The 26,015-nt window shown below is 44.2% G+C and carries 22 protein-coding genes; 15 read left to right on the plus strand and 7 right to left on the minus strand.

Annotated features, from left to right (window positions below; genetic code table 11):
- The first annotated feature begins 362 nt into the window (after positions 1-362).
- Positions 363-1,736 carry a cysteine--tRNA ligase gene (gene cysS / locus C1S74_RS02060; RefSeq protein WP_045402881.1) on the plus strand — a complete coding sequence of 458 codons (1,374 nt, stop codon included), beginning with the start codon at positions 363-365 and terminating at the stop codon, positions 1,734-1,736.
- A gap of 71 nt (positions 1,737-1,807) precedes the next feature.
- On the opposite strand, the gene C1S74_RS02065 is transcribed toward cysS, so the two are convergent.
- Entirely contained in the window at positions 1,808-3,217 is a 1,410-nt protein-coding gene (locus C1S74_RS02065; protein ID WP_045402878.1) for an MATE family efflux transporter, read from the minus strand.
- A gap of 372 nt (positions 3,218-3,589) precedes the next feature.
- Between C1S74_RS02065 and C1S74_RS02070 the strand changes: the two genes are divergently transcribed.
- The 7 genes from C1S74_RS02070 (at position 3,590) to C1S74_RS02100 (ending at position 12,218) form a co-directional block, all read left to right on the plus strand.
- A complete protein-coding gene (locus C1S74_RS02070; protein ID WP_045402875.1) occupies positions 3,590-5,470 on the plus strand; it encodes a DUF294 nucleotidyltransferase-like domain-containing protein in 1,881 nt (626 codons plus the stop codon).
- Positions 5,467-6,216, plus strand: a complete 750-nt coding sequence (locus C1S74_RS02075; RefSeq protein WP_045402872.1) for a 3'-5' exonuclease — start codon at positions 5,467-5,469, stop codon at positions 6,214-6,216. The genes C1S74_RS02070 and C1S74_RS02075 overlap by 4 nt, the downstream gene beginning before the upstream one ends.
- A gap of 217 nt (positions 6,217-6,433) precedes the next feature.
- Positions 6,434-8,098 (plus strand): BCCT family transporter, encoded by a 1,665-nt coding sequence (locus C1S74_RS02080; protein WP_045402870.1) that lies wholly within the window; start codon positions 6,434-6,436, stop codon positions 8,096-8,098.
- A 372-nt stretch (positions 8,099-8,470) separates the two neighbouring features.
- A complete protein-coding gene (ectA, locus tag C1S74_RS02085) occupies positions 8,471-9,004 on the plus strand; it encodes a diaminobutyrate acetyltransferase (RefSeq protein ID WP_045402868.1) in 534 nt (177 codons plus the stop codon).
- Positions 9,005-9,039: 35 nt separating this feature from the next.
- A complete protein-coding gene (ectB, locus tag C1S74_RS02090; protein WP_045402865.1) occupies positions 9,040-10,305 on the plus strand; it encodes a diaminobutyrate--2-oxoglutarate transaminase in 1,266 nt (421 codons plus the stop codon).
- A gap of 13 nt (positions 10,306-10,318) precedes the next feature.
- Positions 10,319-10,705 (plus strand): ectoine synthase, encoded by a 387-nt coding sequence (locus C1S74_RS02095; protein WP_045402862.1) that lies wholly within the window; start codon positions 10,319-10,321, stop codon positions 10,703-10,705.
- Positions 10,706-10,793: 88 nt separating this feature from the next.
- Positions 10,794-12,218 carry an aspartate kinase gene (locus C1S74_RS02100; protein WP_045402860.1) on the plus strand — a complete coding sequence of 475 codons (1,425 nt, stop codon included), beginning with the start codon at positions 10,794-10,796 and terminating at the stop codon, positions 12,216-12,218.
- Between the two features lie 70 nt (positions 12,219-12,288).
- Here the strand turns inward: C1S74_RS02100 and C1S74_RS02105 are convergent, their stop codons facing one another.
- The gene (locus C1S74_RS02105; protein ID WP_038872414.1) at positions 12,289-13,275 is read right to left on the minus strand and encodes a cytochrome-c peroxidase; all 987 of its coding nucleotides are present in this window, start codon (positions 13,273-13,275) and stop codon (positions 12,289-12,291) included.
- A 633-nt stretch (positions 13,276-13,908) separates the two neighbouring features.
- On the opposite strand from C1S74_RS02105, the gene C1S74_RS02110 reads away from it, so the two are divergent.
- Positions 13,909-15,501 (plus strand): S8 family peptidase, encoded by a 1,593-nt coding sequence (locus tag C1S74_RS02110; protein WP_045402858.1) that lies wholly within the window; start codon positions 13,909-13,911, stop codon positions 15,499-15,501.
- Between the two features lie 492 nt (positions 15,502-15,993).
- Positions 15,994-17,160 (plus strand): hypothetical protein, encoded by a 1,167-nt coding sequence (locus tag C1S74_RS02115; protein ID WP_045402854.1) that lies wholly within the window; start codon positions 15,994-15,996, stop codon positions 17,158-17,160.
- Between the two features lie 86 nt (positions 17,161-17,246).
- Here the strand turns inward: C1S74_RS02115 and C1S74_RS02120 are convergent, their stop codons facing one another.
- On the minus strand, positions 17,247-18,245 hold the full coding sequence (locus tag C1S74_RS02120; RefSeq protein WP_045402852.1) for a hypothetical protein: 999 nt from the start codon (positions 18,243-18,245) through the stop codon (positions 17,247-17,249).
- Positions 18,246-18,550: 305 nt separating this feature from the next.
- Between C1S74_RS02120 and C1S74_RS02125 the strand changes: the two genes are divergently transcribed.
- Positions 18,551-19,066, plus strand: coding sequence for a hypothetical protein (locus C1S74_RS02125; RefSeq protein WP_045402850.1), 516 nt, complete (start codon positions 18,551-18,553; stop codon positions 19,064-19,066).
- Positions 19,067-19,138: 72 nt separating this feature from the next.
- On the opposite strand, the gene C1S74_RS02130 is transcribed toward C1S74_RS02125, so the two are convergent.
- Positions 19,139-20,062: a LysR family transcriptional regulator gene (locus tag C1S74_RS02130; RefSeq protein WP_045402844.1), complete on the minus strand. Its 924-nt coding sequence runs from the start codon at positions 20,060-20,062 to the stop codon at positions 19,139-19,141.
- Positions 20,063-20,210: 148 nt separating this feature from the next.
- Between C1S74_RS02130 and C1S74_RS02135 the strand changes: the two genes are divergently transcribed.
- Both C1S74_RS02135 and C1S74_RS02140 read left to right on the plus strand, forming a co-directional pair.
- Positions 20,211-20,453: a DUF2798 domain-containing protein gene (locus C1S74_RS02135; protein WP_045402841.1), complete on the plus strand. Its 243-nt coding sequence runs from the start codon at positions 20,211-20,213 to the stop codon at positions 20,451-20,453.
- A gap of 40 nt (positions 20,454-20,493) precedes the next feature.
- Entirely contained in the window at positions 20,494-21,045 is a 552-nt protein-coding gene (locus C1S74_RS02140) for a carboxymuconolactone decarboxylase family protein (RefSeq protein ID WP_045402838.1), read from the plus strand.
- A gap of 101 nt (positions 21,046-21,146) precedes the next feature.
- Here the strand turns inward: C1S74_RS02140 and C1S74_RS02145 are convergent, their stop codons facing one another.
- The 3 genes from C1S74_RS02145 to C1S74_RS02155 form a co-directional block, all read right to left on the minus strand.
- Positions 21,147-21,668: a YgjV family protein gene (locus C1S74_RS02145; protein WP_038872440.1), complete on the minus strand. Its 522-nt coding sequence runs from the start codon at positions 21,666-21,668 to the stop codon at positions 21,147-21,149.
- A gap of 98 nt (positions 21,669-21,766) precedes the next feature.
- Positions 21,767-22,333 (minus strand): Crp/Fnr family transcriptional regulator, encoded by a 567-nt coding sequence (locus C1S74_RS02150; protein WP_045402835.1) that lies wholly within the window; start codon positions 22,331-22,333, stop codon positions 21,767-21,769.
- A 256-nt stretch (positions 22,334-22,589) separates the two neighbouring features.
- Complete coding sequence (locus C1S74_RS02155; protein WP_103415213.1) at positions 22,590-23,957, minus strand: MATE family efflux transporter; 1,368 nt, start codon at positions 23,955-23,957, stop codon at positions 22,590-22,592.
- A 277-nt stretch (positions 23,958-24,234) separates the two neighbouring features.
- On the opposite strand from C1S74_RS02155, the gene msrP reads away from it, so the two are divergent.
- On the plus strand, positions 24,235-25,239 hold the full coding sequence (gene msrP / locus C1S74_RS02160) for a protein-methionine-sulfoxide reductase catalytic subunit MsrP (protein WP_045403100.1): 1,005 nt from the start codon (positions 24,235-24,237) through the stop codon (positions 25,237-25,239).
- Positions 25,236-25,853, plus strand: a complete 618-nt coding sequence (msrQ, locus tag C1S74_RS02165) for a protein-methionine-sulfoxide reductase heme-binding subunit MsrQ (protein ID WP_045403103.1) — start codon at positions 25,236-25,238, stop codon at positions 25,851-25,853. Before msrP ends, msrQ begins: the two co-directional genes overlap by 4 nt.
- The last annotated feature ends 162 nt before the right edge of the window (positions 25,854-26,015 follow it).

Raw genomic sequence — 26,015 nt, forward strand, 5'->3', positions numbered from 1 at the left:
GATTTTATGGAGCGTCTTTTATCAAAGAAAACGTGAAACAAACGTGAAATATAAGGTTTATTTATAAATTTAATTGTATTGATTAGTACGGCTTTGTAAGGGGGAGTAATGCCATATGACATGCGTAGTTCAGTTTATCGCCACGAAAGGCGTGATAATCGCAGGGTTGATTTCTATAGATTTCTTATTTAGGGTGTTGGGTATGAACTATTTAGCTATTTCTATCTCGACTAACTGTTGTTGCACCTCCCAAGACGTGCGGCGGCTTTCGCGTAGCTATTAGTTAGCAAAAGATCATACAGACATATCAAGGCCGCCGATGTTTTCATCCGCGGCCTTTTTGCATTTAAAGGAATAACAATATGAGTCAGCAAAAATTACAACTATTCAATACACTGGGGCGCACCCTTGAGCCGTTCAATACCATCGAATCAAGTAAAGTCGGTTTGTACGCATGTGGTCCTACGGTGTACGACTATGCGCATGCAGGGAACTTGAGAACCTATCTTTTTGTTGATGTGCTAAGGCGCGCGCTCGAGCTCAACGGTTACGACGTAAACCACGTTATGAACATCACGGATGTTGGGCACTTGGTGTCTGACGCCGATACTGGTGAAGATAAAATGGAGAAGGGTGCGAGAAAACAGAACAAGTCTGCTTGGGAGATCGCAAAGTATTTTGAAGACGCGTTTTTAGATGATCTTAATAGCTTAAATATCGCCAAGCCTTCCATTATTTGTCGTGCTACCGAGCACATACAAGAACAGATAGAGTTCGTCCGAGAGCTTGAACAAAAGGGCTTTACCTATCAAACCTCCGATGGCGTTTATTTTGATTCGGCGAAGCTTCCGGATTATGGAAAACTTGCTAAATTGGATCGCGAGGGCTTAGAAGCGGGCATTCGTGTTGAAATGGCAGAGAAAAAGAGTCCAACCGATTTTGCACTCTGGAAGTTTAGCGGCGATACGCCAAGACAAATGGAATGGGAAAGCCCTTGGGGCGTTGGCTTTCCGGGATGGCACATTGAATGTTCTGCGATGGCAGAGAAATACCTTGGGGAAGTGTTCGATATTCATGTTGGCGGGGAAGACCATATCCCAGTTCACCACACCAATGAAATTGCCCAATGCCAAGCAAAGAATGGACACGTACAAGCGAATTACTGGTTGCATGGCTTCTTCCTTCAAGTGAACAAAGAGAAGATATCCAAGTCCGGTACGTCACTTCGTCTCGATGCGCTAATCAAGAAAGGCTACGACCCGCTAGCTTATCGTTACTTGGTGCTGACCAGTCATTATCGTAGCCATTTGAGCTTTACTTGGGAGAGTTTGGACGCGGCGCAAACAGCTTTGAAACGCCTAAAAACGAAAGTGTCGGCATTACCAGAAGGTGGCAAAGTCGACCAAACGTTTATTGAGCGCTTTATTTCACTTATCAACAACGATCTAGCCATGCCACAAGCGATTGCGTTAATGTGGGAGTTGCTTGGAAGCGCATTAAATGACGGGGATAAAAAGGCAACGGCACGCTACTTTGACCGTATGTTTGGCTTAGAGCTTGATAAGGTAGAGGAGGTTGAGATTCCTCGTGAGATCTTGGAATTGGTAGAACTGCGACTGCAAATGAAAAAGCAAAAGGAATACAAACAAGCTGACGAAATCCGCCAGAAAGTCACCGAACTCGGCTACAGCATCAACGATGTTGGTGATAGCTCAACGGTGAGTAAACAAGGTTAGCAAACCAGAAAACAAAAAGGCTCACTGCGATAGTGAGCCTTTCTATTTGAAAACGATAAACGCTCTTGTCGTTATTGAATCGCTAACTCAGGTTGCGAAGCAGTATTCGTTTCTGCGGTTTGATTGTACTTCTTAATAACGAGCGTCAATCGAATCAACATCGCAATTGCTGCTGTTGTTAAGCCTGTCACGATACCAATCCAGAAGCCTTCTTCGCCCATTGCTGGAACGATTTCATCGGTGATACCCAGCAACATACCCAGTGGAAGCGCCAAGCCCCAGTAGGCAAGAATCGCGAGTATCATCGGGATCTTAGTGTCTTTGTAGCCGCGCAGAGCACCGTTTGCTGAGGTTTGTAGCGCGTCACTGAATTGGTACATTGCGGTAAACATCAGCAGTGTTGCAGCCGTTGCTGAAACTACAGGGTCTGTAGTGTACAAGCGAATGATCCATTCTGGGAACAGCAGGAAGAATCCAATTGAAATCAGAGACAGTAGTGCGGCGGTCACAATACCCACCAAACTGCGTTGCGAAGCGGTATCTAGTTTTTGTTCGCCCAGAGCATGACCAACACGAATGGTAATACCAAACGATAGGCTCATCGGGATCATGTACGTCATGCTAGAGATGTTAAGAGCAATCTGCGCCGCTGCGACGTTCTCTGCACCAATTCGGCCAATCAGTAGCGCGATAACCGCGAAAATGCTGCCACAAACGGCAATGTTCAGACCAATCGGCATACCGAGTTTGAACAGATGTTTGATCTCTTGCCATACTGGTTTTAGCTCAGCGAAGTGCAGAATGTTTTTGTAGTGGTGATGGCTCTTAATGTAGCTAAACAGTAGGGCAGACATCAGCCAGTAAACCAAGCTTGTTGCCCAGCCACAGCCAACCGCACCCAATGCAGGCATGCCGAACTTGCCGTAAATCAGGATGTAGTTAACTGGGATGTTCACCAACAAGCCGATGACAGAAATCAGCATCGGAGCGCGGGTGTTATTCATCCCTTCACAGAAACCATTCAGCGTATAGAAGAGCGCAATACCTGGAACACCAAACGCTAATGCGACAACATAATCACTGGCGATAGGAATAATCTCAGGAGCAACGCCTAAGCCAACGAGAATGGTTTCACCAAGTAGCAAGTAAACAATCAAGAGGGCACTAACAAACGCGGATAGCCACAGCATCTGAATGAAAGAGATACGGATGTTATCTAAACTTTGTGCGCCGCGGTGGTAAGCCACGACAGGCGTTAATGCCATGATGATGCCGCGAAGCAATAGCGAAACGGGTAGCCATAAACTGGTGCCAAGTGCGATCGCGGCAAGGTCAGCAGCACTGACTTGGCCTGCCATCGTCGTATCGATAAAGCCCATAGACTGAGTGGCAAGTTGCATCAGAATAATAGGGATCGACAGGTGTAACAATGCGCCCGATTCTTTAAAAAAACGAGAAAAAGAGGAAGGTGTGTTTTGCATGGATGTCATTAAACACCAATATCAATGCACCAGTGGAAGCAGGATAGCGTTGTGCATTGTAGGGTGTGCCGCGTAGGCAGGCGCAATATACGGATTTTTGTTATCAGGTTCAATGTGTAATTTAGATCACAAGAAAACGATTGCTTCGGATGTTGGATTAATTATAAGCACTATGAATATATCGTGCTTTTTACTGTTTATTTCTGGATGGAATCGAGAAGGTTCAGGTGTTCTCGTTTCAATAATCATCAGTGGTTATTCCGCTTTTCGATAGTTGCAGTGCTTTTTATTGGACGCCTTGATTTATTTATTGTGTGATTATTTTCTTGATGATATTTATCGCTGAAGTTTAGGCAATGCATGGAATAAAGAATGGAAGCCGAGCAATTAGAAGTACTCAATTTCATTAGCCAATACCCTCCCTTTGATGACTTACCAGAGACGCACCTGAAAAATATCGCAATGAACGCTGAAGTGGCTTACTACCGTGCAGGCTCAGATATTTTAAAGAAAGGTGACGATATTCGTGATCTGTATATGGTTCGCAGTGGCGTCGTCGAAATTTACCGCCGTAAGGGGGAACTGTATAACCGTATTGATGCTGGTGGTTTGTTTGGACAAATGGGGTTGTTGATGAATAACCGAGTCCGTATGCCAGCGAAAGCAATTGAAGACACATTGGTGTATTGCATCCCAGAGAGCATCTTCAACGAATTGTGTGATGAGTTTGAGAACTTCGCTGATTTCATGGAACTGGAAGACAGTGCAAGACTAAGAACCGTGGTTTCGAACCAGTCTGATGGCAACGATTTTACCACCGCAAAAGCGAGAAAGATTCTTAGCCGAGAACCCGTAACCTTAGCTGCTACCGCGACCATTCAGGAAGCGGCAATACTGATGGCAGAAGAGGGCGTCACGGCATTGTTGATCGTGCGTCCAGAAGAAGAAATTACCGAAGATGATGATGACCAACTCTTAGGCATCCTGACCGACCGTGATTTGTGTATACGCGTTTTAGCTGAGGGTAGGGAGACTAACATACCTGTAAGTGAGGTGATGAGTTACGACGTCGTATCACTTGATAACAGTGCGTATGTCTTCGAAGCCATGCTGACCATGTTGCGCTATAACGTACACCACCTGCCAATCCTCAAAGACAAAAAGCCGATTGGTGTGCTCAGCATGACGGATATCGTCCGTTACGAATCGCAAAACAGTTTATTGCTCGTGAGTTCGATATTCCAACAGAACACAGTCGAAGATCTAAAAGTAGTCTCCAAACAAGTGAAAGATTGTTTTGTTCGTATGGTGAGTGAGGATGCGAACGCCCACATGGTCGGCCGAGCGATGTCGGTTATTGGCAGTAGTTTCAAACAGCGTCTTGCTGAGTTAGCAGAGCAAGAGCTTGGTCCTGCGCCCATTCCTTATTGCTTACTTGCTATGGGTTCTATGGCACGTGATGAGCAATTGATCGTCACGGACCAAGATAACGCATTAATTCTCGATAACAGCTACGAACCGAGTGAGCATGGTCAGTACTTTGAGCAATTTGCCAAGTTTATTTGCGATGGGTTAGCAGAGTGTGGATACACCTACTGTACTGGCGACATCATGGCGACTAACCCAGAATGGCGTAAAACGCGCTCAGAATGGGAGGAGTGCTTTGCCAACTGGATTGATGATCCAACACCGGAACGTCTTCTCAATAGCAGCATTTTCTTTGATTTATTAGGTGTTCATGGCCGAGTGAAGTGGGCAGAGCAATTAAGCGGATTCATTGTTCGTCGCGCGAAGAAGAATAACCGATTCCTCGCTTGTATGGCCTACAACGCGATTCGTCGAACACCACCTCTGGGCTTCTTTAAAGACTTTGTGATGGAGAAGGATGGCCGTCATCGAAACTCCATTAACTTGAAACGTCGCGGCACTGCACCGATGGCGGACTTGATTCGTGTCCATTCTCTTGCCATTGGTTCTCGCTCACAAAATTCATTTGAGCGTCTGGATGACATCAACAACGCTGGGATCTTGCCGAAAGGGCGAGGGATGGACTTGAAAGATGCCATGGAACTTATCTACATGGTACGCATTCGACATCAGGCATTGGATATTGAAAATGGCGAAGAGCCGGACAACAACATCGAGCCTGAACATATGTCTGAGTTTGAGCGCCGCAATTTAAAAGCCGCCTTCCAGATTCTAAGTAATGCGCAAAACTTCATTAAGTTCCGTTATCAGAGAAGCAGTAAATGATGTGGTTTTTTAAACAACAGCAAGATGCACGTGATTTATTAGATACCAGCCAGACACCTGATTGGCCCGCTTTCTTTGAGCAACTTGCCGCGCAAGCGAAAGATGATCGATTAAAACGTTATTATTCTGCGCCTATTGTGAATGGTGATACGCCATTAAAAGAGGTACCTTTTGTCTCTGTTGATTTTGAGACCACGGGTTTAAATGCAGAAGAAGACGCCATTCTCACCATCGGCTTAGTGCCGTTTACTCTGGAACGAGTGCAATGCAGTGGCTCGCGTCATTGGGTGGTGAATCCAAATCGAGAATTAAATGAAGAATCGGTTGTGATTCATGGTATTACTGACTCTGAAGTGAAGAGTGCGCCGCAACTTGAACAAATCTTAGAAGCTATATTGGTAGAACTAGCTGGTAAGATTGTGGTGGTCCATTACAAGAACATTGAGCGTCAGTTTTTTAATAACGCCTTACTAAACAGCGTAGGTGAGGGGATTCAGTTTCCTGTCGTTGATACGTTGGATATTGAATATGCGATTCAACGCCGCCAGTGTGAAGGTTGGTTCAATAAGCTCAAAGGTAAAAAGCCGGGTTCAGTGCGTTTAGGACATGCCCGTGAAAGGTACCATTTACCAGCGTATCAGCCACATCATGCCTTGACAGATGCTCTGGCCACGGCAGAATTGCTTCAAGCGCAACTGCAATATCACTTTAAACAAGACATGCCATTATCTTCGATTTGGCAATAACCTTTCTTCGATGTGATAATAAAAATAATTTGCCGTCCCGATAACGAAATGCAATGCGATATCGGGGCGTTTAACGTTAAAATTATACAGTAGAGTAACAATTCTAATAGCGGCGCAACGATCGCAATAAGCTTTGCAGCAAGTGGCACGAAAAAGCCATCACTTCGATTCCTACAACGATTTTTTAATTTGGCCACGTATTTTAAGGAGATAAATCGTGAGCACTGACAACAATGGCGGTATCCAACGCCCCGACGGCAAAGTAAACCCGATTGATACTGACTATCAGATCGGGCAAGACAACGTCGCGTTAAAAGTCGGCCCTTTTGGTCTCGACATTCATAACCGAGTGTTTGCTATTTCAGGCATGTCTATCATCCTGTTTGTAGTGCTAACACTCACTTTCAGACAACAAGTGGAACCATTCTTCTCCGGTTTGCGTTCGTGGCTTGTGTCTAACCTAGACTGGTTCTTCCTGTCTGCGGGTAACGTGTTTGTTGTGGTCTGTTTACTACTGATCGTCACGCCACTTGGCCGTGTTCGTATTGGTGGTACAGAAGCGACGCCAGATTACACTTACGCAGGTTGGCTTGCGATGCTATTCGCAGCTGGTATGGGTATCGGTTTGGTGTTCTTTGGTGTATCTGAGCCAATGTCTCACTTTAGTGCGGCACTAGGTGGTGTAAACGTTGAGAACGGCGTTCGTACTGACTGGGCTCCACTGGGTGCTGCACAAGGGGATACCTCGGCTGCGTCTGCACTTGGTATGGCTGCAACGATTTACCACTGGGCTCTGCATCCATGGTCTATCTATGCACTGTTGGCTCTTGGTTTGGCGATTTTCTCGTTTAACAAAGGCTTGCCTCTAACGATGCGTTCCATTTTCTACCCTCTTTTTGGTGAGCGCGTTTGGGGTTGGACTGGTCACGTGATCGATATCCTTGCCGTAGTTGCAACGGTATTTGGTCTAGCGACTTCTCTTGGTTACGGTGCATCGCAAGCGGCAACAGGTCTAAACTTCTTGTTCGGTATCCCAATGACAAACACAACACAAGTTGTGCTGATCGTCATCATCACGGCACTTGCATTGATCTCTGTGGTTGCGGGTCTAGATAGTGGTGTTAAGCGTCTGTCTGAAATCAACATGGGGCTAGCGGCTCTATTGCTACTGTTTGTGATCATTGTTGGTCCAACCATGGCAATCATGATGGGTTTCTTTGACAACATTGGCGCTTACATCGCTAACATTCCAGCACTGTCGATGCCGTTTGGTCGTGAAGACGTGAACTACTCGCAAGGTTGGACTGCGTTCTACTGGGCATGGTGGATTTCATGGTCACCATTCGTAGGTATGTTTATCGCGCGTGTATCTCGTGGTCGTTCTGTTCGTGAGTTCATCGTGTGTGTAATCCTGATCCCATCAACCGTGTGTGTGTTATGGATGACGGCATTTGGTGGTACGGCGATCAGCCAATACGTGAACGATGGTTACCAAGCGGTATTTGACGCAGAGCTTCCTCTTAAACTGTTCGCGATGCTAGATGTGATGCCATTGTCTCAAATTACCTCTATCGTAGGTATTATTCTGGTTGTAGTGTTCTTCATCACTTCTGCGGACTCTGGCTCTTTGGTTATCGATACGATTGCCGCAGGCGGTAAAGTGGATGCGCCAACACCACAACGTGTGTTCTGGTGTACATTCGAAGGCTTGGTAGCAATTGCACTGATGCTTGGTGGCGGTCTAGCAGCGGCACAGGCGATGGCGGTAACAACAGGCTTGCCATTCACGATCGTACTTCTTGTCGCGACCGTGTCTCTGGTGAAAGGCCTAATGGATGAACCTCGTCCAAAATCTAAATCAGCGAAAAAAGCGAAAGCGTAACGCGTATCTTTTCTCTGATACCTTTCAATAAAAAACGGCATGCTTAGGCGTGCCGTTTTCTTTTCTTATGCTTCATTTCTTTTTCTCACCCAGTCCACTTGCATTAATATCGATTGGATGGATTTCTTACGGTTGTAATCATTTCTTTGGGTGTGCTGCTAACGAATAGTGACGCTGTATAGCCTAATTTCTTGTGTTGCCCTATAAATACATTAGAGCTCAAACTAATTTTCATTTCATCTCCAACCACTAATGATGTGATATTGATCGACTTAATGACGATTAATCTCTTGTTTATTTGATTTTTAGCTACGAGAGATGCCCATAATAAAAAGGAAATTTAATTAGAACACGAAGGATATGTATCTACACATGATCACATCAGCTCCTTGGGTGATGTATCCAGAAATTGGAGAAGACCCAAGCAAAAAATGGATTTTTCGTGAGCCAGAAGTGTCGGATGGTGACAACGTCTACAGTTTGATAGCAGATTGTCCACCACTCGATATGAACTCTTCATATTGCAATTTCCTTCAGTCTACGCACTTCAGCAAAACCTGTATTTTGGTTGAGCATAAAGGCGAGCTCGCAGGGTTTATCTCTGGTTATCAAAAGCCAGATGAACCTAATGTGTTGTTTGTCTGGCAGGTCGCCGTCGCTCCTCGCTTTAGAGGCAAGGGTTTGGCTTTTCAAATGCTCGACAATTTATTAAAGCGAGAAGGGCTTGAAGGCATCGACACCGTCGAAACCACAATTACTAAATCTAATGAGGCATCTTGGGCATTATTTAAAAAACTCGATGCTCAAAATAGTAATGCTGGCGAGGTGACCACTTTCTTGGACGAAAAAGATCATTTCAAGGGCAAATACGATACGGAATACCTGTATCGCATTCCCCTCAATTAACTCCCACCTAATAGGAATCAAATAACGGTCTCATCATGGATATTTTCAAAAAGCAGGAATCCAACGTACGTTCATACTCAAACAGTTTCCCGGTTGTCTTTCGCAAAGCAAAAGGTTCCTGGCTAGAAACAGAACAAGGCGAACGTTACCTCGATTTCCTTGCTGGAGCGGGATCTCTAAATTACGGTCATAACAATCCAGTACTCAAGCAAGCGCTCCTTGAGTACATTGAAATGGATGGCATTACACACGGCTTAGACATGCACTCAGAAGCAAAAGCCGCTTTTCTTGAAGCCTTGAATAAGTACATTCTTGAACCAAGAGCGCTTGATTACAAAGTTCAATTCACTGGCCCAACGGGAACCAACGCCGTTGAAGCCGCCATTAAATTGGCAAAGAAAGTGAAAGGGCGCAGTAGCATCGTTGCTTTCACCAACGGTTTTCACGGTTGTACGGCGGGTGCGTTAGCGGCAACGGGTAACCAGCATCATCGCCAAGGCGCGGGTTCTAGTCTCAATAACGTCACTCGTATTCCTTTCGAAGGTTATGCTGATATTGACGGCCTTAAACTGTTTGAAACCATGTTGACAGATAACTCGGCGGGTATGGATAAGCCAGCAGCAGTACTGCTGGAAACCGTGCAAGGCGAAGGTGGTCTAAATGTGGCATCCAACGCGTGGCTGCAGCGCCTAAGTAAGCTGTGTAAAGCACACGATATCTTATTGATTGTTGACGATATCCAAGCAGGGTGCGGCCGAACAGGCACATTCTTCAGCTTTGAGCCATCGGGTATCAAGCCAGATATGGTGACACTGTCTAAATCCATTGGTGGTTATGGTCTACCAATGGCGATCGTGCTCTTAAAGCCAGAACTTGATCAGTGGAAACCAGGTGAGCATAACGGCACATTCCGAGGAAATAACCACGCGTTTGTGACTGCTGCGAAAGCACTCGAGGCTTACTGGTCAAACGATAACTTCGAAACGCACATTAAGCGTTGTTCAAACATGGTTGATGAAGTTATTCAACGTTCGGTTCAACGATTCCCTGAGTTGTTTGTACAGCGCAAAGGCCGCGGCATGATGATCGGAATTGAATGTAAGAACGGTGAAATCTCAGGCGATATTGCTAAAACCTGTTTCGACAATGGCATGGTGATTGAAACTGCAGGACCAAATGATGAAGTCGTGAAGTTCTTCTGCCCATTGACCATTTCAGAATCCGAACTTACGCAAGGGCTGAATATCTTCGAGGGCTCAGTCGAAGCCATCGCAAGCAAACATTTCAAACAAGCATCATAGCAAGGAAAGAATTATGATCGTTAGAACACTCGATGAGTGTCGCAATAGCGAAAGACGTGTTGTGTCGGATAACTGGGAAAGCGTACGTATGTTATTGAAAGATGACAACATGGGCTTCTCATTCCATATCACGACGATATACGAAGGAACAGAAACGCACATTCATTATCAGAACCATCTAGAGTCGGTATTTTGCATGAGTGGAGAAGGGGAGATTGAAGTCGTAGGTGGCGAAACCTATCCAATTAAATCCGGCACACTGTACATCCTTGATAAGCATGACGAACATTATCTTCGTGCATACAAAAACAAAGAAATGGTGATGGCATGCGTGTTTAACCCACCAATTACAGGTGCGGAAGTGCACGATGAGAACGGCGTTTACCCTCTGGTTGACTAGCCTAACTCTATAAACATTTGAAATGGGGTGAAGCTTCACCCCATTTTCTTTTCCTTTCTTTCAAATTACCAATCATTAAGGCCCTCTCATGACATTTACCGTAGAAAAGATCGGCGGTACTTCGATGACAGCATTCGATGCTGTGCTTGATAACATTCTCCTTCGTCCACAAAACCCTTATAACCGTATTTTTGTCGTTTCTGCCTACGGTGGTATGACGGATGCACTACTGGAATGCAAAAAAACCAGCAAGCCAGGCGTCTATCAATTGATTGCCAAGCGAGATGAAGCATGGGAGGAGGCGTTAGATTATGTTGAAAGTCGAATGCTACTGACCAATGAACATATCTTTGCTGACCCAATGAATAGAATGCGTGCGGATAAATTCATCCGTTCTCGCATCGCAGAAGCTAAAAACTGTGTCACCAACATTCTTGAAACTTGTCAGTATGGTCAATTTTCTCTACGTCATTATTTGCCTCAAATTCGTGAATTTCTCTCCTCGATAGGTGAAGCACACAGTGCCTATAACACGGCTTTGAAATTGAAAAATATCGGCATTAACGCAAAGTTTGTCGATCTTTCTGGTTGGGATAACCAACCCCCCAAAACACTGGATGAATCTATCTCTGATGCCTTTGCTGAGATTGACGTTGCTCAAGAATTGCCAATTGTCACAGGGTATGCCTACTGCAAAGAAGGTTTAATGCACACCTATGATCGCGGTTACAGTGAGATGACGTTCAGTCGCATCGCTGCCATGACTAAAGCTGATCTGGCGATTATCCATAAGGAATACCATTTAAGTTCTGCCGACCCGCGAGTGGTTGGTGTAAATAACGTTAACCCTATTGGCTCGACCAACTATGATGTGGCTGATCAACTGGCAAATTTAGGGATGGAAGCAATTCATCCCAATGCGGCAGCGGGTCTACGTGAAAGCGGTATTGAGTTACAGATAAAGAACACGTTTGAGCCTGAGCACCAAGGAACGTTAATCTCTGCAGATTACCGCCCAGAGAATGATCGTATTGAGATTATTGCAGGTAAACAAAAGGTGTTCGCACTTCATTTGTTTGACCAAGCGATGGTAGGCAAAGTGGATAATGTCAGTTACGAACTGATGGAAATCATTGCGGACGCTCGCGTTAATCTTATTGGGAAGGAGATGAACGCAAATTCAATTACTTATTACCTAGGTGGCAGCATTGATAGTTTAAACAAAGTGCTCTACAAGGCCGAAAAGTGCTACCCTAAAGCATCAATTACAGGAAAAATGGTCGCGTTGATCTCCGCAATTGGCTCTCAGATTGACACTAATAAAACATTAGCGAAAGGCGTGCTAGCGCTGATGAATAGTGGGGTAACACCGATCGCGCTCCATTCATCAATGAGAAACGTGAATGTACAGTTTGTGGTCAGTGATGGCGAGTATAAACAAGCGATTTGTGCACTGCACGAAGAGTTCTTTGAGCAAGGTAGTGCAATGAAAAAGTCGGTGAGCGTTGCTTAACGCGTTTAGTTGGTAATGGAAGTAGTAAAGGAGCCAATTGTGGCTCCTTTGTGTTTTTTGCTCGAACAAGTTAGATATTCGGGCGAGCAGTCTCGTTAGTGGATGGCGGCAAGTGAGGCAACGTCACTTCCGGTTGATCACCCGTTAAGGAACGCAAGAACTCAGTGATTTTTCCAGACTCTTCCTTCGTCAGCTTTTGGCCAAGTTGTAAATCAGCCATCATCGACACCGCTTCTTCTAACTCCCAAACTGAGCCATCATGGAAGTAAGGGTAGGTCAGTTCAACATTTCTTAGCGTCGGTACTTTGAAGACAAACTTATCGAAATCATTACCCGTGATCGCTTTACGTCCCACATCTGGGTTATCCGTTGCGAACGGCTTCACTAAGCCCATTTTTTGGTACATTTGACCACCAGCGAGAGGGCCGCTGTGACATGCTGTACAACCTTTCGCTTTGAATAAGTTGTAACCCTCGACCTGTGCGGTAGTGAGTGCGTTATCGTCGCCTTTTAACCAAAGATCGAATGGTGCGTTTGGTGTACGCAAGGTTTGTTCGAACGTTGCAATCGCATCGGTGACGTTATCAATATCTATGGTCTCAGTCCCATACGCTTCTTTAAACCACTCGCGATATTGTGGAATCGACTTGAGCGTGTCGATCGCAAGCTGGTGGCTAAAGGCCATTTCGAGTGGGTTTTCTATAGGGCCAGCCGCTTGTTCTTGCAAATCTTTTGCGCGCCCGTTCCAGAACTGAACAAAGTTCAAATCCGAGTTAAACACCGTCGGTGAGTTGATAGGACCAATGGCCCATTTATGACCAATGGAGCTTGGTAGGTTATCGACGCCACCTTTTGCGATGTTATGGCAAGAGTTACAAGAAATGGTGTTGGAGGCGGATAAACGAGGTTCAAACCACAACGTTTTACCCAGTTCTACTTTCTTAGCATCAAGGCCAGAAATAGGCTCAATGACCTTGATTGGCTCTGCAGATTGGCGCTCTGCGTAGGCACCGAAAGATAGGACTGACAAGACGCTCACTGCTATAAGAGTTTTCATAATAACTTCCTTTTTAAGTGATTTTTCACTCTCACTAGGGCGGCGTACTTCTTATTGGTACGCTCTGGAAGTCACGGTATAGCAATCGTTTTATTCGATAAAATGCAAAAAATCGATGGTTTTTATGGCAAAAAACGATGTTAAAAACGCACAAACTTTGCACGATTTGATTTTGCTAGCTTCCCAAGCAGTTGGTCACCTTTCATTTACAAATATGCAAAGAATATAAACGACAGGTTCGTTGATTTAGGTCAATTATGCAATTAAATGAATTTGAGAGCTGGAGTCTCTAGTTTGAAGAAAAAGTGGAGATTTTATCGCCCAAATAGGGCGTTGGTAGAGGACATATAACAGCCAACAAGTCCGATGTTTAGAATTATTCTATTTTAGGGAGTTTGCTCTAACTCTGAGTCAATCATTACATTTCAATTTCAAGAAACGTTTGGAATTGGTCATGTTTCTGAGTATACGAATTATTATCAGTTACGCATCCGGTTGCGCATTGTTCTAGGTTGAATCGTGTAACGTCACTGCAGCACGTATTGAGCGTATTACGCTGATTGTCTGTGTTTTCGTGTTGACAGTTTGGTACTAGGTAAAAATCAACAACACTATGATTTCAAGGAACATTTTATGTCAAAGAAACTACTTACTTGTTGTATAACCTCGGCAATCTGTTTTCATTCTGCTTCCGTTTACTCTCAATCAACGGATCTGCCAGGTGCTTCTGATTTACAACAAGCCCCTGCAGCGTTGATGCTCGCTCCGGACGATGTCGCCATCGCTGATCGTTATATCGTGGTCTTTAAACAGCCGCAAATGATGCCGAGCGACTCTCCATATTTTCAACAGTCCACGCAACAATCGGTGGACAGTATGTCCGGCTTATACTCAATACAGGTAGAGTCCGTATTTGATCGCTCAATTAGCGGCTTTGTTGTCACGTTGAATACAAATCAGCTGGACGAACTGCGTGCTGATCCGAGAGTAGACTACATCGAACAAGATAAAATGCTAACGCTTGAACCGATAGTCTCGGTAGAAGCGAACCAAAGCAATGCGATTTGGGGCCTTGATCGAATTGATCAGCGCAGCCTACCGCTTGATAGCAATTACAACGCCAACTTTGATGGTACAGGGGTAACGGCTTATGTCATCGATACAGGTGTGAACAATTCACACGTCGAGTTTGGTGGGCGTTCTGTTTCTGGCTACGACTTTGTCGATAATGATTCAGACTCAAGTGACTGTAACGGACACGGTACGCACGTTGCTGGCACCATTGGCGGCAGCCAGTATGGTGTGGCAAAGAACGTGAATATTGTTGGTGTAAGAGTACTTAGTTGTTCTGGCTCAGGTTCGACATCCGGTGTCATTGCCGGGGTGGACTGGGTGGCTGCTAACGCTTCAGGGCCTTCTGTTGCCAACATGAGTTTGGGAGGCGGCCAATCTGTCGCTCTCGATAGCGCGGTGCAAAGTGTAGTTCAGTCTGGCGTGAGCTTTATGCTGGCTGCTGGCAATTCTAATGCGGACGCTTGTAACTATTCACCTGCTCGTGTTGCTTCTGGCGTTACTGTTGGTTCCACTACGAGCTCAGATTCTCGCTCGAGCTTTTCAAACTGGGGTAGCTGTGTCGATGTATTTGCACCGGGCTCGCAAATCAAATCTGCTTGGTATGATGGTGGCTACAAAACCATCAGTGGCACCTCAATGGCAACGCCACATGTAGCCGGTGTTGCAGCGCTATATCTTCAAGAAAACAATGCATTATCACCAAGCCAGCTAGAGGCACTGATTGCTGAACGAGCATCCAATGGAAAAGTCTCAGACACTCGCGGAAGCGTAAACAAGCTGCTCTATAGCTTGGCGGATTCTGACTGTGGTCAAGATTGTGGTGGTCCAAATCCAACACCGGATCCTGAGGGCAAGCTAACCTCTGGTTTACCAGTGAATGGCTTGAGTGGCGCAACAGGTGCGATGGACTATTTCTATGCTGACCTAGAGGCAGGCCAACGTCTAACTGTTCAAACCATCGGTGGAAATGGGGATGCTGACCTCTACGTACGCTTTGGCTCGAAACCAACACGCAATAACTGGGATTGCAGACCATACAAATACGGCAACAATGAAACATGCACAGTGACCGCACCGCAGAGCGGGCGGTACTACATCATGATTTACGCATATTCTAGCTACAGCGGTATGACAATTCAGGCGAACTACTAACTTACAACACCAAGCCCACTTTACGGTGGGCTTAGTTTTTGAAAGCTCTATGTTTGAGCCTATTCAAATACATTTGTTTGTCGTTCTAAAGGGGTAACTAGATGGGAGTAGCTGTCGCTATCAATAATATTGAATTTGAATTACGGATAGAGGTGTAAACGTCTATCGTTGTATTCACCAAAGCAGGGGGGGGGAATTTAGCGAATAGCTAAGATAATTCGAAATAGGAGAGGGCTGATATGAGTCTCTTTTTTATTTTGCCGTTGTTTAAATCTTGTGAATAAATAATGCTTCAATTCATTCTTTTTGTGAATTAATTAAACTAACAGTTATCTTAAAAGAAAGGGAATAATAGCCCTTTGAGATTTCATGATGAGCTTTTGAGTAGTAAAAATATCTATTTTAATGGTTAATTTGTCGCCACTATTTATCTAATTGTTAGAACTATCATATTGTAACAAATTCTTACATTTGGTATTTAGGGGCAGTTTAATGCGATATCAATCTTCACCAAGTAACCATACAGAACAACTACAACAATCAACTCAAGAACGCGCTGAACAACAACGTCTGGCTCGAAAAGAAGAGCTTAAAGTGACACAAGAAGATAATAAGCGTTGGGCTGCAAATCGAGAAAGAGTCATGGCTGAACGCAACAGTGAAAATACTGAAGTCACCTTAACTCAATTAAAAGAAAATAAGAAAAAGGGTGGGCTTAGTTCTTTGTTGTGCGCGAAACCGAGTTTTTCCAAGCTCCCAACCAAGACCGTTGCTTATTGTTGGGTTAATACAAAAGCGGAAAGTGGTGAAGACAATATTATTCCCAGTGTTGAAAAGGAACATGGTCTACTGAACGTCATTAGTAATGCAAAAATCACCCCGAAGGTAAAACACATTATATATGTTGATAGACGCACTAAGGGGCGAACCTGTTATGACTCACGCGTTGAGCTTCCTGATAATGTTAAGTTTGTTTCAGTTGATGAATTGCTGAGCAAGAAAAACATCGCGACGCCAGTCATTGCCAAGAAGGTGACTGAATTGTATGAGGCAAGTATCAACCATGGCAGCCCAGCTTTTGCGAAGAATATGGTCTCTTTACTTGCCCTAAATGCTGGAGATTACTTCTTCGATATTGGTGTCAGCATCAAGCCAGACGGGAATTTAGTTAAGCATCTTAATGGCGAGAGCAAATTTTCCGGCGGTGCAGTAGGTAACGGGAGTTATTTGATGGGTGGACACGATAAAGAAGATATTGAGACAGTTGTTGAGTACCTCTACGAAATGTATACCTGTGAAAGACCACCAACGGTGCATCCTAAAAAAGCAGTGGAGGTATTAGAAAACCTCGATAAATCGTTGAAGCCAGCAGATGTGATAAGTGAAGTGACAAGCAACTCGAAACTAAACGAAAAAATCACACCTGCAGACTTCGTTACTTACTCTCGTAGGATGGAGAAGGGATTCGCTGAGCGTGGTGTTAAGACTACGATGTGTGAATATGCCCGTTACACGGACGTCGTCTTTGGTAACAACATTGCCGTGCTCACGACTAAAGTGAAAACGGTCTTTAGGAGCGGAACAGATTTCGTTAATACCCATAAGATGAGCCACATTCACAAAACCAAAGTGGAAGCGCATCACGTGCCAGTTTTATAAGGTAAGCAGCTCAAAAACACAAAAGGGACTCATTTGAGTCCCTTTATATTGAAATTAGATTTCGGGCTTTAGGTTAGAGGTTAAAGCTATTTCACTTCGTATCTCAGTAGAACTTCATTGTCCAATACAACGTTTGTTGACCAAATGAAACTTGCTCCAGCCCCACTGAATTTCTCGATGAAGTTCATATAAGATTTTTTGTTGTTCACACCAATATCATCTTCTGAATATTCAGTCGCTTGAGGCCATGAAGTTGCGTCAAAGTCTTTTGCCATCCAGTTGTTTGGGGTTTCCCAGTGAGCTGCATAAGCATTTTCACCGTTATCCGTGCCTTCTGTTGTACAGTTCTCCGATAAGCGCAGTTTTTCAAGGTTATCGCCATCAACTTCACTTAGGCAGCTAAGATCATAGATTGGCGCAGTATAGAATGTCTGTGCTTGCCAGTCGGAACCTGTCACAGTACCGTCACTAAAGCTTGCGATAAAGCCACCATCACCTGGGTGGAATGCCTTACCGCGGTTATCTTCTGTACCTAAACCTAAGTTTTCTTCCCAATCAATTACTTTTACAGCAATAGTGTATGGTTTACTTACTTTGAACTTGACGATACTAGAGTTAAACGGTGTGAAAGGTACAGTGTCTACTGCAATAAGCTGGCCATTAATATATAACTCGAAGTAGTTGTCAGCAAAGATATAACCAGTGATCTCTTCACCATCTGAATCAATAACAGCCACCGGTACAGAGTCTTCATCAACATCGGCAATGCTATTAGGAGTGATATTGGCGCATTCCTCATAAAGGTCGGCTGCTTTTGGCGCAGTTGTGAAATGGTTTTGTGCCGGGACGGTCCACACCTTGCCGTCAGCATCAGGAATTTCACCGATACCTGCAACTCGGCTTCTCCCGTTCTCACATTCAAAAAGATTTGTTTTTACTGTTGTTGCAAGACCTTGGGTAATGCTAGCTGAACCTTTGTAATCATCGAGGCTTCTATTAGCTTTTACGTCTGAAGATGGAGAGCAACCAGCCAACAATAGGGTGATAAACGAAAGAGCGAATACTTGCTTGTTTGTAGTCATCATCAACAAAATCCAGTCGTAAGTATGAAGTTTAAGTGTAGTAATTAATCTAGCTAGATCAATGTATTGAAAAGGTTAGATAGTTGGAACGCATAATAGTCTGTGTAATGTAAAACAACGTAAACGATGTGCAATTCTCGGTAAATGAACTTCTGCTTTGAGGCTTCAAAGTTGTCTAGGAGGCAAACTCATACGCAATTCAATCATTCATTTTTGAATGAATAAGAATCAAACCTGTCTATTTTTGAACTCTATTGTGTTTCGTAAAATAGCGCCATCAACTTGCTAACACATAATGAAGGCTTCCTATGAGCACATCACAACTAATTCTTGAGTTATCTATTATCGGCACAATGCTACTCCTTACGGGTGTCTTTTTGGTTCGTAGCTATGAAAAAACCGATAGCGTAGGGACGAAAGTTCAGAAGATCTTAACGGGTCTTCTTAGTGCCTTTATGGTGATGGCGGGAACAGTAAAATTCTTTGACCCGTTTACGACTATGTTCGCAAAACAAATCGCACTGAGTGAACTGCCTTTTCCGACTCTGTCTCGTTGGGCGGGTCAATTAGGTGAGATTTTTGCAGGTTTCCTGCTACTGGTGGTGGTGATTGGTAATAAGGCACTCGCAGCACCGATTAAAGATAAAGCGATGCAACTATCAACGCTATTAACGACCGCAATTATGATTGTCGCGGTTTATGTTCACTTATTGCCAAGCGTGCCGGCAGAAGTGCTACCGCTTCAGTCTAAGCCACCGGTAATGACACTGATTATTCTTGGATTAGCTTGGTTAAATGCATTCCTATATTTTCGTAAAAAGTAATCGTTAAATTCACATAATAAACGCCAGATTAGTTCGTCTAGTCTGGCGTTTTTCATTTCATAAAAACAATAACTACGAATCTCGCTCTGAGTGAATCGAAGCCAGAAACTCCGCCGATTGCCCAAACCGTTCAAAAATCATATCTCTAAAGGCAACCACTCTGGTCGCTATCAGTTTTCTGTCTGCCCACACCAAGAATGCTTTACCGGTTGGGTATTCAACGTCTGACAATACCTCTACTAACTCTTTGCTTTGTGCGTGCTTTTCAAAGGCTGCTCTTGGCATCATACAGATCCCAGCTCCTGCTATTGTCGCATCAATATTTAAACGCAGACTGCTGATTGAGTAACGAGGCTGATAGGGAATGCGGATCGCCTTACCATCTTCTTTTAGTTCCCAATATGGCAAGTTATTACCTGAGAGTAGCTGATGGTTCATCAACTCTTCAGCTCGTTTTGGCAGACCATGTTTTTCAATATAGCTAGGTGATGCCGCTAGCATTAATGGTGATTCAAACAACTGACGCTGTATTAAATGATTGGCGTGAGGTGGGGTCGTCACAATCGCAAGGTCAATCTGCTCATCAAAGAAACGTTCTGTGCCTGCGCTAAATTGAATGGTTACGGAGACCTCTGGGTGAAGCTGCATAAACTCAATCGCCATCTTTTGCAGGAAATTATCAGCAAATGGCTCAGGGCAAGAGACTCGGATTTCACCCGTTAATACTGGCTGACTATTCGAGAGCTGCGTCCATTCATCATTCAGCTGCATAAATAGGGCAGCGAAGCGCTGGTAATATTCGTCGCCAGCTGTCGTGAGCTGGAACTGTTTTGCATTCCGGTGTACCAGTTTTTCACCCAGTTTATCCTCAAGACTTGCCACCGCCCTTGATAACGTTGGGGCTGAAACGTGTGTTTTAAGGCTCGCTGCTGCAAAGCCTCCGCACTCGACAGATTGGCAAAACAGATAGAGATTGGAGATGTCTTTTGCTTTCATAATTGATCGCTCTTGAGGATTGCATTCTGAGTTAATCATTCAAATATGAAAGATTCAAGTTCAATGTTGTCTATTTTTGATTGTGATGGGCGGGGCTAATATGACCCCATCAGTTAGCCAATCGAAGTCAGGCATAAGAGAGTCAATCATGAAAAAGTTTTCACGTAAGTTCCAATACCCACTAATGGTTTCTATGGTTTTACCTACTATGCTTCTTAGCATGCCAGCCATCATGGTAGCTAAAACACTGCCAGAGAACGGCGCATTCTTTGATGCATGGTTAAATGCGGTTTCACAAATGGTGCCATCTGCACTGTTAATTTTAGCCCTTGTAGCACCAACGGTTCGTCTGCTCGTAACCAAAGTGCTGCTAGAGCCAGAAGTAAAATAAGTCAGTAAAGTTAATGAATTAGAGAATGGGAAAGAGAAAAATGAGCGAATTTAAATTACACACTGTTGAGTCAGCACCAGAAAAAAGCAAAGCAATCCTTGAAGGTGCACAAAAGCAGATGGGGATGATTCCTGGTCTTTACGCAGTAATGGCTGAGTCTCCTCAAATCCTAACAGCTTACACGCAACTGCATCAGCAATTCACCAACACATCATTTAATGCCGAAGAACTAACAGTGGTGTGGCAAACCATCAATGTTGAACACGAGTGTCACTACTGCGTCCCGGCACACACTGGGATCGCGCACTCAATGAAGGTTGACCCAGCATTGATTGAAGCACTGCGTAACGATGAAGCAATGCCAACGGAAAAGCTTCAAGCACTAAAAGACTTCACTCTTGTTGTGGTTCGTGAGCGTGGCAATGTATCAGAAGCAGACCTAGCGGCATTCTTCGAGGCAGGTTACGGTCAGCAACAGGTTCTAGAAGTGATCCTTGGTCTATCGCAAAAAGTGATCAGTAACTACGTAAACCACGTAGCTCACACGCCGGTAGACAAAGTATTTGAAAAGTTTGCTTGGTCTAAAAAGTAATCTAACAATCTAAAACATATTGAGCGGGCTATAAGCTCGCTCTTTTTTTTTGCCAAAACTAACGTTTTTATAGTGTTTGTCACGTAAGTATTGGCATCTATTTATGTGGACTTTTTTTGAGTCAACAGACTCAAATGTATCCCATAATAACGACAATAGCCGATAATATTGCTGCCAATAAACAACAACTCCATCAGTACAGCAGTAGGAGAACCTGCGAGGTAGTTGTGTATTAGCCAGAGCAAAGTTCCTACAATCATTAATTGACGTAAGCGTTGATCACTTTTGCAAAATGCAGCTGTGGTCTGAAATAGCGTTCCGCCAAAACTAAGCAAATTGATTAGGTCAACAAAGGTCACCACAGTGATCATTAAGGCAGAGCTTAAATAAAGAAACATCCACCTTTTCGATGTAGTAAAGATACTAGTGAAGTAGCGGATGCTCGCAAGTAACATTAGGCTTGCGGCGGTCCATTGCTCTAGTAGAACAAAGTGGGTGCTAATCAAGATGCCGGATGCACATAAGCAACAAACAATTTTTTGTCTTTTTTTAAATTGAAATGATATCAGATCGAATACGATGGCGATTGCTATCAATACTTGGGACCAAAGAAATGCCGACATGCTTCCCTCCTACAAAATTTAGAATAAATATGGAGGTGGGATTATGCGTAGATGTTCCGAAGTAGGAATTAACTAAAGTTAATTTCTACCTTTTATATTTAGCTTTTTATTCTGGCTTTCAATCTCGATAGGCTGACTGGGCTAATACCGATATAGCTGGCTATCTGAATGTTATTAAGTTTGGCTAACCAATGTGGCCAATACTGGAGTAAGTGCTGATACCTTTGCTCAGGTGTGTGGAGTAACAGCAGGGCTTCTTTCTGCTCCTTGAATATTAATTGTTGCTGTAAGAGTGTGACTTTGGCTTGTGAGAACGAAGGCAATGCCAGTAAATTCAGGGGGATCCTTATGACTTCTACAGCTGTAATAGCTTCAATTTGATATCGGGCAGGCAATCCCTGCAACCAACTTGAATAGAGGAAGCATAGCTCATCTTTAAAATAAAACTCTTTGCATCGCTCAAGACCGTTCTCACCGTAATGACAAGCTCTAAGTATTCCGGACATGATAAAAAAGCCATAGTCCTGCTGGGAGCCCTGTGCGAGCAAGATATCTGATGGGTTTAGTGAGAGCAATTTAAACTGAGTTGACAGGGGTTCAACTGTTTGAGGTGGAACACCCATATCAGAGAAATAGTCAATCACCTTAGTGAACTTACCCAACATAAAAACAGGTTCCATATTTGCTTTATTTCACCAAGACTAACACATTTAATCACTAGAAATATCCCGGGTATTATTGATTATCGGTGTATTTCAGTGGTGAAGCGAAGATGACCACTTGCTACGATGTTTTCAATACAAAGCCTTACCTAGAGAGCTACAAACTGAACTACCTTTCTAAATCGCTTTGCCCTAAAACAGCCAGGATGAAGAGAAGCTAAGCGTTTAGCTATCTCAGTTCTACAAACAAAATCCGTTGCTACTTCACTGCTTCTACTTCCAACATCGACGCTTGAGTCGCAGACAAGTTTTGTTTTACATAGCTAGTAAGTTGTAACCATGCAAACAAGCCTGCTAGAACGTTAGCAATTGTCGCCGCGATGACGATTGTAAAAATGTCACCCTGTAACGAGGCGATGGCAATCGCTGGGATGTACAGAACCATCAATCTTACGAAGCAAACGAATAGGGCTGTTTTTGGTTTACCCAATGCGTTGAAGATAGAAGTGACAACCATACACAAACCTAAAGGGCCGTAGCTAAACGGAATCACCCAAAGTGCTAGATTTAACCACTCTTGCATTGTGTTGTCCTCCGATAGTAGAGGAACAACAATTGGTAAACTCACCACTAACAAAGTTGCGATGGCCAAGTGGAACAGAATCACAAAGCGAGAAGCAGATTGCACGAGCGCTTGGATTGAATCAAAACGTTCGGCACCGAGTTCACGGCCAATCATTGGTGGCAAAGACATGGTGAGTGCCAGCGTGAAGATCAGCAAGAAGCTTTCCACTCGGTTTAATAAGCTCCAAAATGCGATTTCGTTAGTACCAAGATGAGCGATGAACATAACCGTCACGAAAGCACTAACGGACGGTAGAATTTGATTCATCATGGTTGGAATCGTGGTTGTGATCAGCAGAGCAACATCGTCTTTGCTAGCTAAAGCCGAAGAGAAAGGTGCGAACCATTGACGACCTTTGGCTTTGTTCATCATGTAAACCGCGCTGATGGCAAAGCCAAGCATCGACGCTAATGTAGCACCTGCAATCCCCATGTTTATAACGAACATAAATATCGGATCGAGCACGAGGTTGATAAGGCTTGCGATAACAAAAACAGAGCCAGTAACTTTAGTATCGCCGTTAGCACGATAAACACAGGTCATTAAATACAGTACGGCACTGGATAGTGCGCTCAACAGCCATAAGCCCCAGAACTGACTAAATAACGTTTCGAGCTGTTGATATTGTGCGCCGCTGTCTTCCACAGAGACAAACGCAGAAAACACGCTTTGCTCCATCAACCACAACGCAAATCCAATGAGAGCGATAAAAGCGCTGCCGACCAGTAATGCAAGTGAAGCGGTATTTGTCGCGCGTTGCGTATTATTTGCACCAAAAGCATGTGAGATGATCGACGTTGCAGCAACACCAATGCCGACTTGAATGCCAATAAAGCCAGCTTGGAACGGCATGGTGATACCTTGCACGGTAAGCTCGTTCACGCCAAGCATGCCGATAAACACCGCGTCGATAAGTTGTACTGACATGATCGCAAAAAGGCCGACAGTCAGCGGCAGTGTTTTTTCGAGAACGGATTTTAAGGTCGAGGAAATCGCTATCATCACAAGGCTCTTGGTTCGAAAGTTCGGGAACCGTGCCAGTATAGAGTTGCGATTGTTAATGATAAGAGGGCTAATCCCTAAATCAGTTTTTAGATTTGGTTAATAATGAACTAAAAAAGAGGCAGTATGAGTGCAACTCTACTGGGCAAAAAGCTTAACTTGAATGCGTGTCTCTTTTTGTTTTTTATGAAATAAATTTGTTTTTGCTACGGTCTGTTTAAATCAACGTATTACCAGTTCGCTATTTACTAAAGTATGAACTCATTCGGGGAAGATTATGTGGATTAAGAAGAACCATCGCTGGGCTTTATCTGAAAACGAAGCGACGCCAGAGTCCGTTTATAAAGAACGTCGTGAAATACTCAAAAAGCTTGGCATTGCGGTTGTCGGCATGCCACTCGCTGCAAATGCACAAGCTGGCATTTTGGATATCTTCTCCTCAAAGGAGAAGCCAGTCTCAGACAATCGAATTGACCTTAGCGCGGCGAAGCCACAACAGTACCAAGCGGATCTTTCTCTTACTCCTGAAAGTAAGGTTCTGAAATACAATAACTTCTATGAGTTTGGTACCGATAAATCTGATCCTGCGAAAAACTCTTCTGAGTTTGTGTCTGACCCATGGACGGTTGAGATCGACGGCTTGGTGAATAACCCGATTAAGCTCGACCACGATGATATCTTTAGTAAGTTCACACTAGAAGAGCGAATCTACCGCTTACGTTGTGTCGAAGCGTGGTCAATGAACATTCCGTGGATTGGTTTTCCTTTAGCGGACATCATCAAAATGGCGGCCCCAAAAAGTAGCGCGAAATACGTTGCTTTTGAAACTCTCTACGATCCGAAACAGTTCCCAGCCCAAGGCTCCTTTAGCAGTATTGAATATCCTTACGTCGAAGGGCTTCGTCTTGATGAGGCAATGAACCCGCTCGCGCTGATTTCTGTGGGTTTGTATGGAAAGACGCTTGCACCACAAAACGGTGCGCCACTTCGCTTAGTTGTACCGTGGAAGTACGGCTTCAAAAGCATCAAGTCTATTGTTCGAATTCGTTTAACTGACCGAGAACCGCCAACAACGTGGAATCGTTTAGCGCCAAATGAATACGGTTTTTACGCCAATGTGAACCCAAATGTTGACCATCCGCGTTGGAGCCAAGCAAGCGAGCGTTTCATCGGAGAGGGCAGTGTACTCAGCACTCGCAGACAGCCAACATTGATGTTCAACGGCTATGAGGAAGAGGTGGCGCATCTCTATAAGAATATGGATCTGAGGAAGTTCTATTGAGAAAGCTGACGCCAAAACACATCATTGCGCTTAAAGTCCTGATCCACCTTGTTTCTCTCGGTTTCTTAGGTCTGCTGGTCATTGCGATTAATACCGACAACTTAGGTGGTGACCCTGTTCAAGGGATTATCCATTACACAGGTATTAGCGCGCTGAATACGCTGTTTATTACCTTGTTAGTTTCTCCGCTTGCGCGTTGGACCAAGCAGGGTTTGTTAGTTCGAGTTAGGAGACTACTCGGGCTCTACAGCTTTTTCTGGGCAGTACTTCATTTGGTTGCGTTTGCTGTGCTCGATTTAGGATTAGATTGGAGTTTACTCGCTTCCGAAATCGTTAAACGCCCTTATTTGACCGTTGGTGCAGCAGTGTGGGTAATCTTGTCACTTCTGGCAGTGACTTCGACTCAATCCATTCAACGTAAAATGGGTCCTAAATGGCAAAAACTGCATAACTGGGTCTATTTGGCAGCGATACTGGCGCCGATTCATTTCTATTGGTCGGTGAAGTCAGAGGTAGCGGAGCCAACGATTTATATCTTAATCGCCATTGGTTTGTTGCTGGTGCGCTGGAAGACATTGAAGCAGCGAGTGTTTCGAAAGCTGTTATCCAGTTGATGCGCTGTTAGACCAATTGCGATAAATGAATCAACAGACTAAAAGGGGCTACGTGAGCCCCTTTCTTAATTGGATAAAAAGCCGCTAACCCAAGCTTTCTGTTGCTGTTGGCTCACCACGCTTCCACACCTTTTGTTCGCTTTCGCCAAAGACCTTGGGCTA

Origin of the sequence: Vibrio hyugaensis (assembly GCF_002906655.1) — a bacterium.
Taxonomy (GTDB): domain Bacteria; phylum Pseudomonadota; class Gammaproteobacteria; order Enterobacterales; family Vibrionaceae; genus Vibrio; species Vibrio hyugaensis.

Bases quoted from the DNA above. Each gene is read 5' to 3' on its own strand.
- C1S74_RS02130 (WP_045402844.1), bottom strand. From the start codon at position 20,062: ATGAAAGCAAAAGACATCTCCAATCTCTATCTGTTTTGCCAATCTGTC.
- C1S74_RS02110 (WP_045402858.1), top strand. From the start codon at position 13,909: ATGTCAAAGAAACTACTTACTTGTTGTATAACCTCGGCAATCTGTTTT.
- C1S74_RS02135 (WP_045402841.1), top strand. From the start codon at position 20,211: ATGAAAAAGTTTTCACGTAAGTTCCAATACCCACTAATGGTTTCTATG.
- C1S74_RS02070 (WP_045402875.1), top strand. From the start codon at position 3,590: ATGGAAGCCGAGCAATTAGAAGTACTCAATTTCATTAGCCAATACCCT.
- msrP (WP_045403100.1), top strand. From the start codon at position 24,235: ATGTGGATTAAGAAGAACCATCGCTGGGCTTTATCTGAAAACGAAGCG.
- C1S74_RS02065 (WP_045402878.1), bottom strand. From the start codon at position 3,217: ATGCAAAACACACCTTCCTCTTTTTCTCGTTTTTTTAAAGAATCGGGC.
- C1S74_RS02075 (WP_045402872.1), top strand. From the start codon at position 5,467: ATGATGTGGTTTTTTAAACAACAGCAAGATGCACGTGATTTATTAGAT.
- cysS (WP_045402881.1), top strand. From the start codon at position 363: ATGAGTCAGCAAAAATTACAACTATTCAATACACTGGGGCGCACCCTT.
- C1S74_RS02145 (WP_038872440.1), bottom strand. From the start codon at position 21,668: ATGTCGGCATTTCTTTGGTCCCAAGTATTGATAGCAATCGCCATCGTA.
- C1S74_RS02115 (WP_045402854.1), top strand. From the start codon at position 15,994: ATGCGATATCAATCTTCACCAAGTAACCATACAGAACAACTACAACAA.
- ectB (WP_045402865.1), top strand. From the start codon at position 9,040: ATGGATATTTTCAAAAAGCAGGAATCCAACGTACGTTCATACTCAAAC.
- C1S74_RS02150 (WP_045402835.1), bottom strand. From the start codon at position 22,333: ATGTTGGGTAAGTTCACTAAGGTGATTGACTATTTCTCTGATATGGGT.
- C1S74_RS02100 (WP_045402860.1), top strand. From the start codon at position 10,794: ATGACATTTACCGTAGAAAAGATCGGCGGTACTTCGATGACAGCATTC.
- C1S74_RS02120 (WP_045402852.1), bottom strand. From the start codon at position 18,245: ATGATGACTACAAACAAGCAAGTATTCGCTCTTTCGTTTATCACCCTA.
- C1S74_RS02095 (WP_045402862.1), top strand. From the start codon at position 10,319: ATGATCGTTAGAACACTCGATGAGTGTCGCAATAGCGAAAGACGTGTT.
- C1S74_RS02140 (WP_045402838.1), top strand. From the start codon at position 20,494: ATGAGCGAATTTAAATTACACACTGTTGAGTCAGCACCAGAAAAAAGC.
- C1S74_RS02155 (WP_103415213.1), bottom strand. From the start codon at position 23,957: ATGATAGCGATTTCCTCGACCTTAAAATCCGTTCTCGAAAAAACACTG.
- C1S74_RS02125 (WP_045402850.1), top strand. From the start codon at position 18,551: ATGAGCACATCACAACTAATTCTTGAGTTATCTATTATCGGCACAATG.
- ectA (WP_045402868.1), top strand. From the start codon at position 8,471: ATGATCACATCAGCTCCTTGGGTGATGTATCCAGAAATTGGAGAAGAC.
- C1S74_RS02105 (WP_038872414.1), bottom strand. From the start codon at position 13,275: ATGAAAACTCTTATAGCAGTGAGCGTCTTGTCAGTCCTATCTTTCGGT.